Source organism: Enterobacter sp. 3U4, from assembly GCF_057224565.1.
Map to the genome: position 1 here is coordinate 832,830 of NZ_CP136665.1, position 15,658 is coordinate 848,487.

Genomic DNA, 15,658 nt, shown 5'->3' on the forward strand with positions numbered 1-15,658 from the left:
TTTTTTATGCCTTATGCCAGCTGTGACTCCTCTGGGGTCACAATGCGTTCAAACCAGTCGAGTTCAGAGAGCTTGCAGGCGACCCACTGTTCGGAAAAGGCGTCGCCCAGGCTGTCGGTGAGATACTGACAGCGGGCAAAGGTCTCAATCGCCTCCTGCTGAAACAGCGGCAGTTCGGGCCGATCGTGCTGCGGTTCGGGCAAGTCCTCCTCGTCGATGTTTTCCAGCCCGTAGAGCATGCCGGTCAGGATAGTGGCTGCCACCAGATACGGATTCGCATCGGCCCCGGCAAGCCGGTACTCGATACGACGGTTGTGGTCATCCGAGCAGGGAATACGCAAGGCGGCGGAGCGGGTGTTATAGCCCCAGGAGTTAAAGACGGGTTCCGTCAGGTTTTTACGCAGGCGACGAAACGCGTTGACGCCCGGCGCAAGTATGGCGATAGAGGCGGGCATCAGCGCCAGCTGGCCCGCGATGCACAAACGCATCATGCTGCTCAGCGCATTCACCGGGGAAGCAAAGACGTTGTCTCCGCGGCTATCGTTCAGGCTGAAATGGATGTGCAAACCGCTGCCGGACAGCTGGCTGAATGGCTTAGCCATAAAGTTGGCCTGCAGGCCGTGCTTTTCAGCGACATAACGGGTCAGGCGACGAAGCGCCAGCACGTTATCGCAGACCTCAACGACGCGATGGCTGTGCTTCAGGTTTAATTCGTACTGACCGGACTCGGCTTCCGCTACGACCCCTGGCAGCGGAATGCGCTGCAGGTGCGCCAGCTGTTCCAGCTCGTCAAACAGCGCCGCATGCGCCGACGAGGTATCCATGTGAAAGCAGCCCTGATTTTGCGGATCGCGATCGCCCTGTCCCGTCAGATAGAACTCGATTTCCGGGGCAATCACCGGGAAAAGGCCGTGCCGGTGGAAGCGGGCCACGACGTTCTGCAGTATCACGCGCGGCTCAAGCGGGCAGGGGTTACCGTCGCTGTCTTTCATCGTTAACAGGATCTGCGCGTTGTGCTGCGGATCCTGCGGACAGGGACGCAAAGAGCCGGCGACCGGAACGCAGAGTCGGTCCGGTTCATCATGAAGCGGGGCAGCGATGTTTCCCTTCTGATCCATTGAGTAGACGGAAAGCGGAAAATAACAGCCTTTCTCCAGGTTCAGCATGCTCTCCACCGACAGACGCTTGCCGCGCATCGTGCCGTTGATATCGTTCAGGTAAACGTCAACATGTTTCGTTTGCGGGTAACGTTCCAGATAATCGGCCACTTCCACGGCAACGTTGTGCTGCAGGGCGTCAATTTTTTCATCCAGCCAGAGACCAGAAGTGAGTGCGCCAGGGAGTGATAAGCCGGGAAAGTTAAAGTACGGGCGGAGACTTTTGAGGAAAAACGCATTCATTATCGAGTTCATAGTCATTCTTCAATGAAGCCGTAGCGGCAGTGAACTCAGCTTAAAAGAGCCGGCGTAAAGGGGAGATAAAAAGCGTCAGGTCCGGCGTAAAGAAAGTATAAAGGCGGTCCCGCTATTTCTCTTTTTTCTGCATATCAAGCAGCTGCTCGGGCGTGACGGCCGGGTAACCCTGCGCGTCTTCCGGCACTTCGTGCATCGCCGGAATAGGCACCAGCGGGCCTAAAAAGCGCGGTTCGCGTTTGAAGATGTACAGATCGGCCAGGGCACCAAAGCGGGCGCCGAACTCGCGCACGCGCACGCTCAGCATATCTTTTGGCGACGGCACCGCGTAGCACTGCGCCTGAATGCCCATATGCAGGGCGATAAACAGCGCGCGCTCGCAGTGGAAGCGTTGGGTGATGATGATGAAGTCGTTGGTGTCGAAGACTTTGCGCGTGCGCACGATGGAGTCCAGGGTGCGGAACCCGGCGTAGTCGAGCACGATATCGGCAGGATCCACGCCCGCGGCAATCAGGTCCTTACGCATCGTCACCGGTTCATTGTAGCTTTGCAGCGCGTTATCGCCGCTCAGCAGCAGGTAGTTCACCTTGCCGCTGTTGTAGGCGTTCAGCGCGCCCTGGATGCGGTAACGGTAATACTGGTTGATGACACCGGTGCGGTAATACTTGGCGGTGCCGAGCACCACGCCAACCTGGCGATAGGGCAGGTCCTGCAGGTCATCAAAGATGTAGGGGGCGGTTTTCCAGCTCATCCAGCGGTCGAGACCGAGCACGATCAACAGCAGTATGCCGACCAGGACAGACAGGCTGTAAAAAACGCGCTTTAACATGCAGATGGCTCGTACCGAAGGTGAAATTTAACTCAGGCTACTTTACCCGCCTGGTTAGCGCAAGAAACAGCGACTCAACTGAGGGGTTTTTCAGCAAACTGGCGGGCATTTCTGCCCGCCGGAAGGATTAAGCCAGCAGTACGCGGTCAATCGTCGTACAGCCCAGCGCTTTAAGCGTTGCGGCAGTGGCATCCCACTGAATCAGCGGCGCATCGGCAATTTCAGCCAGAATGGCTCGCTGAATGTCAGGATAATCATAGCCGTTCAGGCTCAGCAGGTTGAGTGCGCCCTGCAGCGGCGGCAGCGTTGGGTTAAACGCGGCGTTTTCCGCATAGCTGCCGGTGAAGATTCGGCCATCGCGGCACTGCAGCGCCACGCCGCTCGGGGACTTGCTGTACGGCGTGTGGCTCTTGTTGGCGGCGGTAATCGCCGCCTGGCTCAGGTCATCGCCGGACAGGGCGAAACCGTGGTCCTGATCGTCCATCAGCAGCGTTTTGATCTCCAGATCTTTTGGGCCAAACGCGTCAGGCAGATAATCCCCCAGCGTGTGCGGCGCGCGGCCTGGCAGGTTGATGCGCAGCTGCAGCCCGCTGTTCAGCTCGTTCATAAACTGACGGCAGTGGCCGCACGGAGTGTAGTTAACGGTAATGGCGCTCAGCGCTTTTTCACCGCGCAGCCAGGCGTGACTGATGGCGCTCTGCTCGGCGTGCACGGTTTGCTGCATGGTTGCGCCCAGGAACTCCATGTTGCCGCCGAAGTACCAGGTGCCGCTGACGCCGCGCGCAATGGCCCCGACGTTAAAGTGGGAGAGATCGGCCCGCGCGCAGGAGGCAGCCAGAGGAAGCAGTGCGAAAGCCAGCGCGTCTTCATCCAGTCCCGTTGCCTGTTTCAGCATCGTGACCTGCTCCGCGGTCAGCAGGGCGGGGAAGTGCGCATCTGCCAGAACGGGAGCAAGGGCTGACTGCAAATTCTCTGCAAGCTGGGCGAAAGCAGCTTGAAAACGTGGGTGCATGGCGTTTGCCTCATAAAGGTTAATGGATCGGTAGTTTACGGAGCCGTCAGGGCTTTATATGTGATCCACTTCTCATTATGTATGCAACTTATGAAATCAAAATGAAATTTGCGCGACGCATCGCAAATTTTAGCCCATCACCGCCAGAATCAGCGGGAAAATGAACGGGGCCAGCAGGGAGGTGATAATCCCGCAGATCACCAGCGCCAGCGAGCTAAACGCGCCTTCCTGATAATCCAGCTCCGCGCAGCGGGCAGTGCCCAGCGCGTGGGAGGCGGTCCCCATCGACAGCCCCCGCGCCGCTTTCGTATGAATACGCATCCCGTTCAGCAGGGTGTGACCAAACACCGCGCCGAGAATACCGACGAAAATGACGCACATCGCGCTGATGGCCGGAATGCCGCCGAGGCTGCCCCCGACCGCCATCGCGATAGGCGTGGTCACCGATTTAGGCAGGATAGAGGCGGCAATCTGCGGGGAGGCTCCCATCAACAGCGCTACCGACGTTCCAGTGATCATCGCCACCAGGCTGCCGACAAAACAGATGGTAATGATGGATTTCCAGCGGGCGCGGATCTGGTGGAGCTGCTCATATAAAGGAAAGGCGAGCGCCACGACGGCGGGCTGCAGCAGGTCGTTTAAAATTTTGCTGCCGGCAAAGTAACGTTCGTAAGGAATGCCGGTGAGCAGAAGGAACGGAATGATTACCACCATTGCCACCAGCAGCGGGTTCAGCAACGGCATTTTGAAACGCGCGGCAAGTTTGCGCGCGGCGAAGAACACCGCCAAGGTTAACGGCAGCGACCACCAGATATTGGCCATCATTTTTTTGTTTTCTCCCCGACCACGTTACGTTCGCCATGCACCAGATGCGAACTCCAGCTCACTACCAGGAAAACTACCAGCGTACTGACCGCGCAGGAGACCACAATCGGGCCGAACTGGGCTTTGAGCAAATCAAAATACTGCATGACCCCGACGCCAATTGGCACGAAAAGCAGCGCCATATAGCGAATGAGGACGAAGCAGCCGGGGTTGACCCATTTTGCGGGCAAGATTTGCAGCGCCAGCAAAACGAAAAGGATCAGCATGCCGATAATGCTGCCGGGAATGACGATAGGCAGCAGCGACGCGATGAAAATCCCGGCATACAGGCAGGCGTAAATCAGGACGAATGCGCGCAGATATTGCCAGATAATGTTCAATGATTTGCTCATGGTGATAGTCCTTGCTGAAACGCATTCATCATACAATTAAACCAAAAAATGTGCCACGGATCACATCATGAAATTTGAGCATACCAGACATTCCAGAATGGAACGTCGTGCTTTCCACACACATACAGAGCAGATACTATAGCGCGTCTTTTTTCACAGGTACTGCTATGCGTGTTTTACTGGCCCCAATGGAAGGCGTGCTCGACTCTCTCGTGCGCGAGCTTCTGACCGAGGTGAATGATTACGATCTCTGCGTGACGGAGTTCCTGCGCGTGGTCGATATGCTGTTGCCGGTAAAATCCTTCTACCGTCTGTGCCCTGAGCTGCACAACCAGAGCCGGACCTCTTCCGGCACGCTGGTGCGTATTCAGCTGCTCGGCCAGTATCCGGAATGGCTGGCGGAAAACGCCGCCCGGGCGGTTGAGCTGGGCTCTTACGGGGTGGATCTCAACTGCGGCTGTCCGTCGAAGCTGGTGAACGGCAGCGGCGGCGGGGCCACCTTGCTGAAAGATCCTGAGCTGATTTACCGCGGCGCGAAGGCCATGCGCGAGGCGGTACCCGCGCATTTGCCGGTGACGGTGAAGGTGCGCCTGGGATGGGACAGCGACGCGCGGCAGTTTGAAATCGCCGATGCGGTGCAGCAGGCCGGGGCCACCGAGCTGGTGGTGCATGGCCGTACCAAAGAAGATGGCTACAAAGCCGATCGCATTAACTGGCAGGCGATCGGTGAGATCCGCAAACGCCTCACTATTCCGGTGATCGCCAACGGCGAAATCTGGGACTACGAGAGCGCGCAGGCCTGTCTGAGCGCCACCGGCTGCGATGCGGTAATGATCGGCCGCGGCGCGCTGAACGTGCCCAACCTCAGCCGGGTGGTGAAATATAACGAGACGCGGATGCCGTGGGCAGACGTCGTCACGCTGCTGCAAAAATACAGCCGTCTGGAAAAGCAGGGCGACACCGGTTTGTATCACGTCGCGCGAATTAAGCAGTGGCTGAGTTATTTACGCAAAGAGTACGATGAAGCGCTGGGGTTATTTCAGGAGATTCGTACTTTACAGACGTCGGCTGATATTGCCCGGGTGATTCAGTCAAAATAATAAGCGTTAAATTGCTCACACTTTTTTAAAGCAGAAAACAGTTCAGGTTTTCAACGTGGCGCGACGGTGTTAAGGTGCCACTGTTTTCAACGCAGGATTGTTACTGGTTAACAGGCAAAACCTAAGCGTTTCACAGCATTTTCGCTGTGGAGCGCTTAGGTTTTTTTTTGCCTGTCGTTTACGCAGGAGAGACATTTGGCTTAGCGCTATTTACTGGTTTTTAAAAAATGAAATATCGACAGGAAATAGAAAAATTTCCTGCGGCCGGTTACGCACTCAATACTCAATCACAGGTTGTTATTATGGCATATAAAAATAAACTCTATGCGTTCGCCTTATTGGCGATATCCCCGCTGTCGCTGGCGCAGGAATGGAACGGAACGGTATTAGGTTTTGAAGCTCCACCGGCGCCCGTGCTGGGCGAAATGCTCGGCATACGTAAAATCCTTAACGATAACGGTTTTACCTATAATCTCGGATACCTGAATGAAATTGGCTGGAACGGCGGCGGTGGTTATAACCACGACTCCCACGTGGCCTATATTGACCAGTTCGCGCTGACCTTCAACCAGGACCTGGAGCGCTGGACCGGTATCCCGGACGCGCGTATCGAGGGGAACATCGTCAACCGTAATCACAATGACGACCTCACCACCAAACGCGTGCAGGACCCGCGCGTCAACTTTAACGATTTAACCCAGGAGAGCTGGGGCGGGCAGTCGATTACTCGTCTGGGCTGGCTGACCTTTGCCCGCAGCTTTGACGACCGGCGTCTGACCTGGCGCATCGGGATGATGAACAAGGTGCAGACCTTCGACCAAATCATTCCCTGTGATTTCCAGCTGCTGTCGCAGTGCGGCGGGAAGTCGGCCAACTCGCTCACCTGGAACAACTGGAACGTGCACACCTGGGGCACCACGCTTTCGTATCAATTAACGCCGACGCTGACCCTGAAGGGCGGCGTGATGGAGCAAAATCCGCAGGCATCCAGCCGCAGCCACGCGTGGAGCTGGTCGACGAAGGGCAGCAAAGGGGTCTTGCTGCCGGTTGAAATCGAAGCGCGTCCGCTGATTAACGGTCTGCCGGGCGCTTACAACCTGGGCGCGGTGTTTACCAACGCGCCGCAAACCGATCTTTATCGCGGTAAATCGGGTGGGGCGGGGGCGACGGACCCGGACGGATTCGATACGCACAACCGGACCTGGTTCATGTACGCCGGGCTGAACCAGCAGCTTACGCAGCATCAGGATGACCCGAATCGCGGGTTGAGCACCTCGTTCAGCATGAGCCTTGCGGATCAGAGCACTAACTACATGCACCAGGTTTACGCCGCCTCGCTGCGCTACCGCGGGCTGTTTGATGCGCGACCGGAAGACTGGATTGGATTTGGCTTAACCTGGATTGATATGAGCAACCAGTACGCCCGCAACCAGCGTTACCTGAACAGCGTGAGCGGCGTAAGCGATTATAACAATCCGGCATATCACCCGGTGCCGGGCCATTCCCTGAACGGCGAGTTTTACTACCGTTTTCGTCCGGTGTCATGGCTTGAGCTGCAGCCGGGCATTCAGTACTGGCACCATCCCGGCGGGGTCAGTCGCACCCAGGATGCCTGGGTCACCGAGCTGAAAACGGTGGTGAGCTTCTGATATCACCGTAGCAAGTTCGATCCGCGTCACGTTTCTGACGCGTGAGGCATTGAGGCTACGAATGAAACTGATAGAGTGCCAGAACTGGATTGTTACTGCTTAGGCAGGCAAAACCTGATTTTCTGGCATCTGCCGGAGGTCAGGTTTTTTTGTTTCTGGGGTTCAGATGAAAATCGCCAAGATACTCAATAATAACGTGGTGGTTGTTCAGGATGAGCGCGGGCGCGAACAGGTGGTGATGGGCCGTGGGCTGGCCTTTCAGAAGCGCGTCGGTGAAGCGCTGGATACCGCGTTGGTTGAAAAGGTGTTTGCGTTACAAAGCGATGAACTGGTGCGTCGGCTTGGAGAGCTGCTGAGTCAAATTCCGCTGGAGGTGATGACCACCTGCGACCGCATCATCGGGCTGGCGGCGCAGCGGCTGGGCAAGCTGCAGGAGAGTTTGTACATCACCCTCACCGATCACTGCTACTTTGCGATTGAGCGGCAGAAGAAAGGGCTGGCCATCAAAAACGTGCTGCTGTGGGATATTAAGCGGCTGTATCCGAAGGAGTTCGAGTTAGGGCAGGAGGCGCGGGCCATTATCGCCAGACGCCTGAACGTCGAACTGGAGGAGGATGAGGCCGGTTTTATCGCGCTGCATCTGGTCACCGCGCAGCTGAACAGCGAAATGCCGGAGGTGATGCACGTGACGCGGGTGATGCAGGAGATCCTGCAGCTGGTGAAGTATCAGCTGCAGCTTGAGTATGACGAAGAGTCGCTCAGCTATCAGCGTTTTGTCACCCACCTGAAGTTTTTTGCCCAGCGGATGCTCACCCGCACAGTGGTGGAAGATGATGATGTCTCGCTGCATACGGCAGTAAAAGACAACTACGCGAAAGCGTGGAAATGCGCCGAGAAAATCGCGCAGCACCTGAACAAAAGCTATCAGCGTGAGCTGACAACCGAAGAAATTATGTTCCTCGCCATTCATATCGAGCGGGTGAGAAAAGAGGGGCGTTAAGCCTCAAAACAGGATTGTTACTGCATCACGCAGGCAAAACCTGAGCGCGGCCTTCGTCAGAAGGCCGTTCTCGGGTTTTTTTATTTTTTGTACTCAGTCAACAGGTGCCTGCGGGCATCGGATGTAAGGAAATCGAGATGGAATACCAGGCTTTAGCGAAGGATATTCTCGGCCACGTTGGCGGAAAAGAGAACATCGTCAGTCTTGTGCACTGCGCAACCCGGCTTCGCTTCAAACTGAAAGAGAATCAACGGGCGGATGCAGAAGGGCTGAAGAAAAATCCGGGCGTGATCATGGTGGTTGAAAGCGGCGGCCAGTTTCAGGTGGTGATTGGCAACCACGTTCACGACGTCTGGCAGGCTGTCCGTAATGAAGCAGGCCTTACGGATGACGCCCCTGCTGTGGAAGAGAAGGGTGAAAAGGGGAACCTGCTGGGTCGTCTGATTGACATTGTCTCCGGGATCTTTACCCCGTTTATTGGCATTCTGGCCGCGTCCGGTATTCTGAAAGGGCTGCTGGCGCTGGCCGTGGTGTGCGGCTGGCTCAGCCCCGAGAGCGGCACCTATAAAATCTGGTTCGCCGCCAGCGACGCGCTGTTCTTCTTCTTCCCGCTGGTGCTGGGCTATACCGCCGGGAAAAAGTTCGGCGGCAACCCGTTCATTACCATGGTGATCGGCGGGGCGCTCACCCATCCGATGATGATTGCGGCGTTTAATGCCAGCCAGCAGCCGGGGGCGGTTTCCGAGGCGTTTCTCGGCATCCCGGTGACCTGGTTTAACTACAGCTCGTCGGTGATCCCGATCATTCTCGCCGCGTGGGTCAGCTGCTGGCTGGAAAAGCAGAGCACCAGGCTGCTGCCTTCCTCGATGAAAAACTTCTTCGCGCCGCTGATCTGTCTGGTCGTGACCGTGCCGCTGACTTTCCTCGTTATCGGGCCGCTGGCGACCTGGCTGAGCCAGATGCTGGCGAACGGCTATCAGAGTATTTACGTTCTGGCACCGTGGCTGGCGGGCGCGGCGATGGGCGCGCTGTGGCAGGTCTGCGTCATCTTCGGCCTGCACTGGGGGCTGGTGCCGCTGATGATCAACAACCTGGCGGTGCTGGGGCATGACTCCATGCTGCCCATGCTTTTGCCTGCGGTGTTCGGCCAGGTGGGGGCGGCGCTGGGGATCTTCCTGCGTACCCGCGATGCGCGTCAGAAAATGCTGGCCGGTTCATCCGTGACGGCAGGTATTTTCGGTATTACCGAACCCGCAGTGTATGGCGTAAACCTGCCGCTGCGCCGTCCGTTTATTTTTGGCTGCGTGGCAGGCGCTATCGGCGGGGCGATTGTCGGCTTCAGTGACACCCACGTTTACTCTTTCGGCTTCGCCAATATCTTTACTATCGCCCAGATGATTCCGCCGGGCGGCGTGGACGCTACGCTGTGGGGCGGCATTATCGGTACGGTGGTGGCGCTGGTGCTGAGCTGCGGCCTGACGCTGGCGGCGGGCATGCCTGCACGCTCAGCGCCCGAGGCGGTTGCGCCAGCGGGTGAAAACGATGTGCTGGCACCGATGACCGGTACCGTTCTTGCGCTCGACCAGGTGCCGGATACCACGTTTGCCAGCGGCCTGCTGGGCAGCGGTGCCGCGATTATTCCCTCCGATAACAAAGTGATTGCCCCGTTTGCCGGCGTGGTGGCCTCGCTGTTTCAGACCAAACACGCCATCGGCCTGCTCAGCAACGGCGGAATAGAAGTGTTGATCCACGTGGGGATCGACACCGTGAAGCTCGACGGCAAGCCGTTTACCGCCCACGTGAAGGTGGGCGACAGGGTACAGCCCGGCGATCTGCTGCTGGAGTTTGACCGACAGGCGATTATCGATGCCGGGTACGACCTGGCGACCCCGATCATTATCAGCAACAGCGATGAGTACCGTGACGTGGTGACCGTGGCGGCAACATCCGTCAGTGCCGGTGCGCCGTTACTCAGCGTAAGCCATTAATAACAGGAGAATGTGATGAAAACTTTCCCGGACGATTTTTTATGGGGCGGCGCGGTTGCCGCTAATCAGGTAGAAGGCGCGTATCTGGAGGATGGCAAAGGGCTGTCCACCTCAGACGTTCAGCCGCAGGGGGTCTTCGGCCCGGTGGTTGAGCGCGTGGCGGGCGACAGCGGCATCAAGGACGTCGCCATCGACTTCTATCACCGCTACCCGGAAGACATCAGGCTCTTTGCCGAAATGGGCTTTAGCTGCCTGCGCGTCTCCATTGCCTGGACGCGTATCTTCCCGAACGGTGACGAGCAGCAGCCTAACGAAGCGGGCCTGGCGTTTTACGACCGGCTGTTTGACGAACTGGCCTCGCACAACATTACCCCGCTGGTGACGCTGTCGCATTACGAAATGCCGTGGGGGCTGGTGAAACAGTACGGCGGCTGGGGCAGCCGCCAGACTATTGGGTTCTTCGAGCGCTACGCCCGCACCGTGTTTACGCGCTACAAAGAGAAGGTGAAGCTGTGGCTGACCTTCAACGAGATCAATATGTCTCTGCACGCGCCGATGACCGGCGTGGGCCTGCCGGAAACCAGCAGCAAAGGGGAGGTGTACCAGGCGATCCACCACCAGCTGGTGGCCAGCGCGCTGGCGGTGAAGGCCTGCCACGAGATTATTCCGGATGCCAGAATCGGCAACATGCTGCTGGGCGGCCTGATGTATCCGCTGACCTGCAAGCCGGAAGATGTTCTGGAGACGCTGCAGGAAAACCGCGCGTGGCAATTCTTTGGCGACGTGCAGTGTCGCGGCGCCTACCCGGGCTATATGCAGCGTTTCTTCCGCGACAACGGTATTCAGCTAGAGGTAACGGATGCCGACCGCGAGGCGCTGAAATCGACCGTCGATTTTATCTCGTTCAGCTACTACATGACGGGCTGCGTCACCGCGGACGACGCGCTCAACCAGCAGGCGCGTGGCAACATCCTGAGCATGGTGCCAAACCCGCATCTGGCAAGTTCCGAATGGGGCTGGCAGATTGACCCCATCGGCCTGCGTACCCTGTTAAACGTTCTCTGGGATCGCTATCAGAAGCCGTTGTTTATCGTGGAGAATGGCCTTGGGGCGAAGGACAAACCGGATGCGGACGGCGTGGTGCAGGATGACTATCGCATCAGCTACCTCAACGACCACCTGGTGCAGGTGCGAGAGGCGATTGACGACGGCGTTGAGGTGATGGGATATACCAGCTGGGGGCCCATCGATCTGGTGAGCGCGTCTAAAGCCGAACTCTCAAAGCGCTACGGCTTTATTTACGTCGATCGCGATGACAGCGGAAAAGGCTCCTTAGCGCGCAGCCGTAAGAAAAGTTTCTACTGGTATAAAGAGGTTATTGCCACGAAAGGTGCTTCGCTGAAAGACTGATATCAACGCGTTGCCCGGCTCAGAGCCGGGCAAATGAATCAGAAAATCATCTTGAATACGCCGGTAACCACTAAGAGCCCTATCAGAAATATAATCAAAATAACCCACAGTAATATTTTCATTTCTTTCTCCCGCTCATGTATGTCCTGAATAAGTGTAGCAGCGTATTTATATTTGACGTGAATGTATTGGATTTAATCATTCTCTTTGGGAATAAATTTCCGGGTATTAAGATGTATGACAATTTGCGGATTGCCACGCGTTACTAAAAAAATTAACAACATCGAGCGTAACGTGCGCCTTTATTTTTTGAGTGTATGGCGTCATGAAACGTTCTCTTATTTTATCTCTGAGCACACCCTTCGTTTTTATTCTGGCTGCCTGCGCGCCTGAACATGCCACGGTGTCTCCCATTAAAACGCAAACCACGGCGGCGTCGGTTAATACGGTTCTGAATCATCAGGACTGGCCGAAAAATGAGTGGTGGAAAGCGTATAATGATCCCCAGCTTAACGGGCTTATTGCTAAAGCATTAAGCGATGCGCCGGATATGCAGATTGCCCGTCAGCGCATTACGCTTGCGGAAGCCCAGGCCAAAGCCGTAATGGCGGCAGACGGTCCGCAAATTGATTTTTCCGCCGATGTGGAACGCCAGAAAATGTCCGCCGAAGGGCTGATGGGGCCCTTTGCCTTTACCGACCCGGCTGCAGGCACCACCGGGCCGTGGTACACCAACGGCACTTTTGGCCTGACCGCTGGCTGGGATCTCGATCTGTGGGGAAAAAATCGCGCCCGGGTCGAGGCCCGGATTGGCAAAGTGAATGCGCAAAAAGCGGAGCTGGAGCAGACCCGGCAGCTGCTGGCCAGCAGCGTGGCGCGACTCTACTGGGAGTGGCAAACGCAGGCCGCCGCAGGGGAGGTGCTCGCGCAGATCAAACATGAGCAGGACAACATTATCGGCGCCGATCGCGAACTGTATCAGCACGGCATCACCTCATCCGTAGAGGGCGTTGAAACGGACATCAACGCCAGCAAAACCGAAGAGGAGCTGGCTGGGGTCAACGGGAAGATGAAAGCCGTAGAGGCGCGTCTGGTCGCGCTGACGAATTCTTCCTCCGTAACGCTTACGCGGCATGCGCTGCCGACGGTAGACGCTTCGTTACCGGCGACGCTCGGCTATGAACTGCTGGCACGCCGTCCTGATCTTCAGGAGGCGCACTGGTATATCGAAGCCTCCATGAGCGAGGTGGAGGCCGCCAGAGCGGCTTTCTATCCTGACGTAAACCTGATGGCGTTCTTACAGCAGGATGCGCTGCACCTGAGCGATCTGTTTCGCTCTTCAGCGCAGCAGATGGGCGTGACCGCCGGGCTGACGCTGCCGATTTTTGACAGCGGCAGGCTGAACGCCAGCCTTGATATCGCCCAGGCGCAGAATAATCTCTCGGTAGCCAACTACAACAAAGCGGTGGTCGAAGCCGTCAGTCAGGTGGCACGCACGGCCAGCGAAGTCGAAACGCTTATGGCGAAGAACGGCCGTCAGCAGCAGGTTGAAAAAGATGCGGCGCGGGTCGTGGCGCTGGCGCAGGCGCGTTTCAGCGCGGGGATCGTTGCGGGTTCCCGGGTCAGCGAAGCCAGAATTCCGGCCCTCAAAGAGCACCTCGAAGGAGTGCTGCTGAAGGGGCAATATGTCGACGCTACCCTGCAGCTGACGTCGGCGCTGGGCGGTGGCTATCATCATGGCTAAAAAAGGCCATTATCTATACTTACCTCTTTGCAGTTTTTCAGGAGGTGAGTATGACCAGAGTAGCGATTGTTACCGCATCGGATTCCGGGATTGGGAAAACCACGGCCCTGATGCTGGCCGAGCGCGGGTTTGATATTGGCGTCACCTGGCACTCGGATGAAAAAGGGGCGCTGGAAACCTGCCGCGAAGTCGAAGCGCAGGGGCAGCGCGCGGAGGCTATCCATCTTGATTTAAGCACGCTGCCGGAAGGCGCTGAGGCCATTGAAACGCTGATTGCGCGTTTTGGTCGGCTGGACGTGCTGGTCAATAATGCAGGGGCGATGACCAAAGCGCCGTTCCTCGAGATGCCGTTTGACGACTGGCGGAACATTTTCACCGTCGATGTGGACGGCGCGTTTCTCTGTTCACAAATTGCCGCAAGGCAGATGGTGAAGCAGGGGAAAGGGGGGCGGATTGTGAACATCACCTCGGTACATGAACACACGCCCCTGCCGGAGGCCAGCGCCTACACGGCGGCGAAACATGCCCTGGGCGGGTTAACCAAATCCATGGCGATGGAGCTGGTTAAGCACAATATTCTGGTGAATGCCGTCGCGCCGGGTGCCATTGCCACGCCGATGAATGACATGGACGACAGCGAAGTGCAGGAAGGCTCAATGCCGGAAATCCCGCTGGCAAGGCCGGGCCATACTAAAGAGATTGCCAGCCTGGTGGCGTGGCTGTGCGACAGCGACGCCAGCTATACAACAGGGCAATCGTTTATCGTCGACGGGGGCTTTATGCTGGCGAACCCGCAGTTTAAGCCGGAGGGGTAGGTTCCCCTCTCCCTGTGAGAGAGGGTGTTTTTAGTTCCCTCTCCCTGTGGGAGAGGGTTAGGGTGAGGGCATCAGGCCGCACTCACTCCTCATCCCGCCTCTTTTCCCGGTGCTTCAGCCACAGTCGAACCGCAATCACTGCCACGACCACCAGAATCAACCATGCCCAGTGCTTCAGGTGCTGGTCGAGATTATGCAGCCAGGGCGCGATCACTTCGCCCCCTACATAACCGAGCGTCGTAAAGATCAGCGCCCAGGCAATCGCGCCGACAATATTGAGCGGCAGAAAAATTTTGGGCGGCAGATGGCTGGCGCCAATGAGTATCGGCCCGATAATGCGAAAGCCATACATAAAGCGCGTGCCGATGACGAACAGATAGGGATGGCGTTGAATGAGCCGCTGAGCGCGGCGGATTTTCTTCTGATGCTTTGCGAAACGCTTAAGCAGCGTTGGCCCGAAGCGCAGCCCGAGAAAGTAGAGCAGCTGATCGCCTATCATCCCGCCCAGTGCGACCGCGGCGACGACCAGCGGGAATTTCAGTAACCCCTGATGCGCGGCGACGCCCCCTAACAGCGTGATGGTTTCACCTTCTGCCACGCTACCGATGACCAGCGCGGCATATCCATATTGCTCAATGAGTGCGTTAATATCCATTACGTAACTGTTATCTCCCTCAGCGTACCTCGTTTAATCATATACCCCATGAATCAACAGCGGGGAAATCAACGGAAATTTCCCACTGTACATAAAATAATCTAAAGCCTGCATTATACTTAAGGTATCGCTGACGGGCCGACAACAAGGGGGCGCTATGAACCATGTCTGGGGACTTTTCTCCCATCCCGATCGTGAAATGCATGTCATTAAAAGTGAGAACGAAACGGTCTCGCATCATTACACGCACCACGTGCTGCTGATGGCTGCGGTGCCGGTAATATGCGCTTTTATCGGAACGACACAAATCGGCTGGAACTTCGGTGACGGCACCGTGGTTCAGCTCTCCTGGTTTACCGGACTCTATCTGGCCATCGTCTTTTATGGCCTGATGCTGGCGGGTGTGGCGGTCATGGGGAGGGTCATTCACTGGATGGCGCGTAACTACCCGCAGCGTCCATCGCTGGCGCACTGTATGGTCTTTGCCGGATATGTCGCGACCCCGCTGTTCTTAAGCGGTATTGTTGCGCTCTATCCACTGGTCTGGCTGTGCGCGCTGATCGGTACCATTGCCCTCTTTTACACCGGTTATCTGCTGTATCTGGGGGTCCCAACCTTCCTGAATATCAATAAAGAAGAGGGCCTGAGCTTCTCCAGCTCAACGCTTGCCATCGGGGTGCTGGTACTGGAGGCGCTACTGGCGCTGACGGTGATTCTCTGGGGTTATGGATACCGTCTCTTCTAAACGCACTGCATTGCTGGCGTAAATGCCAGCAATGCAGCATCTGTTCACGATTATCCTCTGGCGACAACGCCCGCTGACGGCT

14 protein-coding genes and 1 pseudogene are annotated in these 15,658 nt (G+C 56.9%); 8 read left to right on the plus strand and 7 right to left on the minus strand.

Going from position 1 to position 15,658, the window contains the following annotated elements; all coding sequences use genetic code 11:
- Nucleotides 1-11: 11 nt before the first annotated feature.
- The 5 genes from RVY89_RS03935 to RVY89_RS03955 all read right to left on the minus strand — a co-directional run bounded on the left by RVY89_RS03935 (nt 12) and on the right by RVY89_RS03955 (nt 4,470).
- A complete protein-coding gene (locus RVY89_RS03935; protein ID WP_484827897.1) occupies nt 12-1,400 on the minus strand; it encodes a glutamine synthetase family protein in 1,389 nt (462 codons plus the stop codon).
- 124 nt (nt 1,401-1,524) lie between these two features.
- Nucleotides 1,525-2,241: an outer membrane permeability protein SanA gene (gene sanA, locus RVY89_RS03940; protein ID WP_008500918.1), complete on the minus strand. Its 717-nt coding sequence runs from the start codon at nt 2,239-2,241 to the stop codon at nt 1,525-1,527.
- A 127-nt stretch (nt 2,242-2,368) separates the two neighbouring features.
- Complete coding sequence (cdd, locus tag RVY89_RS03945; protein WP_484826956.1) at nt 2,369-3,253, minus strand: cytidine deaminase; 885 nt, start codon at nt 3,251-3,253, stop codon at nt 2,369-2,371.
- 129 nt (nt 3,254-3,382) lie between these two features.
- Complete coding sequence (locus RVY89_RS03950) at nt 3,383-4,078, minus strand: CidB/LrgB family autolysis modulator (RefSeq protein ID WP_029740398.1); 696 nt, start codon at nt 4,076-4,078, stop codon at nt 3,383-3,385.
- Nucleotides 4,075-4,470 (minus strand): CidA/LrgA family protein, encoded by a 396-nt coding sequence (locus RVY89_RS03955; protein WP_023312463.1) that lies wholly within the window; start codon nt 4,468-4,470, stop codon nt 4,075-4,077. The genes RVY89_RS03950 and RVY89_RS03955 overlap by 4 nt, the downstream gene beginning before the upstream one ends.
- A gap of 167 nt (nt 4,471-4,637) precedes the next feature.
- On the opposite strand from RVY89_RS03955, the gene dusC reads away from it, so the two are divergent.
- The 5 genes and pseudogenes from dusC to RVY89_RS03980 all read left to right on the plus strand — a co-directional run bounded on the left by dusC (nt 4,638) and on the right by RVY89_RS03980 (nt 11,617).
- Nucleotides 4,638-5,570, plus strand: a complete 933-nt coding sequence (gene dusC, locus RVY89_RS03960) for a tRNA dihydrouridine(16) synthase DusC (protein WP_484826957.1) — start codon at nt 4,638-4,640, stop codon at nt 5,568-5,570.
- Nucleotides 5,571-5,872: 302 nt separating this feature from the next.
- Nucleotides 5,873-7,219 carry a carbohydrate porin gene (locus RVY89_RS03965; protein ID WP_484826958.1) on the plus strand — a complete coding sequence of 449 codons (1,347 nt, stop codon included), beginning with the start codon at nt 5,873-5,875 and terminating at the stop codon, nt 7,217-7,219.
- Between the two features lie 166 nt (nt 7,220-7,385).
- A complete protein-coding gene (licT, locus tag RVY89_RS03970; RefSeq protein WP_023336336.1) occupies nt 7,386-8,219 on the plus strand; it encodes a BglG family transcription antiterminator LicT in 834 nt (277 codons plus the stop codon).
- A gap of 24 nt (nt 8,220-8,243) precedes the next feature.
- Nucleotides 8,244-10,207, plus strand: a pseudogene (gene bglF, locus RVY89_RS03975) (PTS beta-glucoside transporter subunit IIABC).
- Between the two features lie 15 nt (nt 10,208-10,222).
- Nucleotides 10,223-11,617, plus strand: a complete 1,395-nt coding sequence (locus RVY89_RS03980; protein WP_484826959.1) for a glycoside hydrolase family 1 protein — start codon at nt 10,223-10,225, stop codon at nt 11,615-11,617.
- Nucleotides 11,618-11,655: 38 nt separating this feature from the next.
- Here the strand turns inward: RVY89_RS03980 and yohP are convergent, their stop codons facing one another.
- A complete protein-coding gene (yohP, locus tag RVY89_RS03985) occupies nt 11,656-11,739 on the minus strand; it encodes a small membrane protein YohP (RefSeq protein WP_015572324.1) in 84 nt (27 codons plus the stop codon).
- A 203-nt stretch (nt 11,740-11,942) separates the two neighbouring features.
- On the opposite strand from yohP, the gene mdtQ reads away from it, so the two are divergent.
- The gene (gene mdtQ / locus RVY89_RS03990) at nt 11,943-13,361 is read left to right on the plus strand and encodes a multidrug resistance outer membrane protein MdtQ (protein ID WP_484826960.1); all 1,419 of its coding nucleotides are present in this window, start codon (nt 11,943-11,945) and stop codon (nt 13,359-13,361) included.
- Nucleotides 13,362-13,411: 50 nt separating this feature from the next.
- On the plus strand, nt 13,412-14,176 hold the full coding sequence (locus RVY89_RS03995) for an SDR family oxidoreductase (RefSeq protein ID WP_484826961.1): 765 nt from the start codon (nt 13,412-13,414) through the stop codon (nt 14,174-14,176).
- An 82-nt stretch (nt 14,177-14,258) separates the two neighbouring features.
- Here the strand turns inward: RVY89_RS03995 and RVY89_RS04000 are convergent, their stop codons facing one another.
- Complete coding sequence (locus RVY89_RS04000) at nt 14,259-14,831, minus strand: DedA family protein (protein WP_048028237.1); 573 nt, start codon at nt 14,829-14,831, stop codon at nt 14,259-14,261.
- A 157-nt stretch (nt 14,832-14,988) separates the two neighbouring features.
- On the opposite strand from RVY89_RS04000, the gene RVY89_RS04005 reads away from it, so the two are divergent.
- The gene (locus RVY89_RS04005; RefSeq protein WP_023312454.1) at nt 14,989-15,576 is read left to right on the plus strand and encodes a Yip1 family protein; all 588 of its coding nucleotides are present in this window, start codon (nt 14,989-14,991) and stop codon (nt 15,574-15,576) included.
- Nucleotides 15,577-15,658 lie beyond the last annotated feature (82 nt).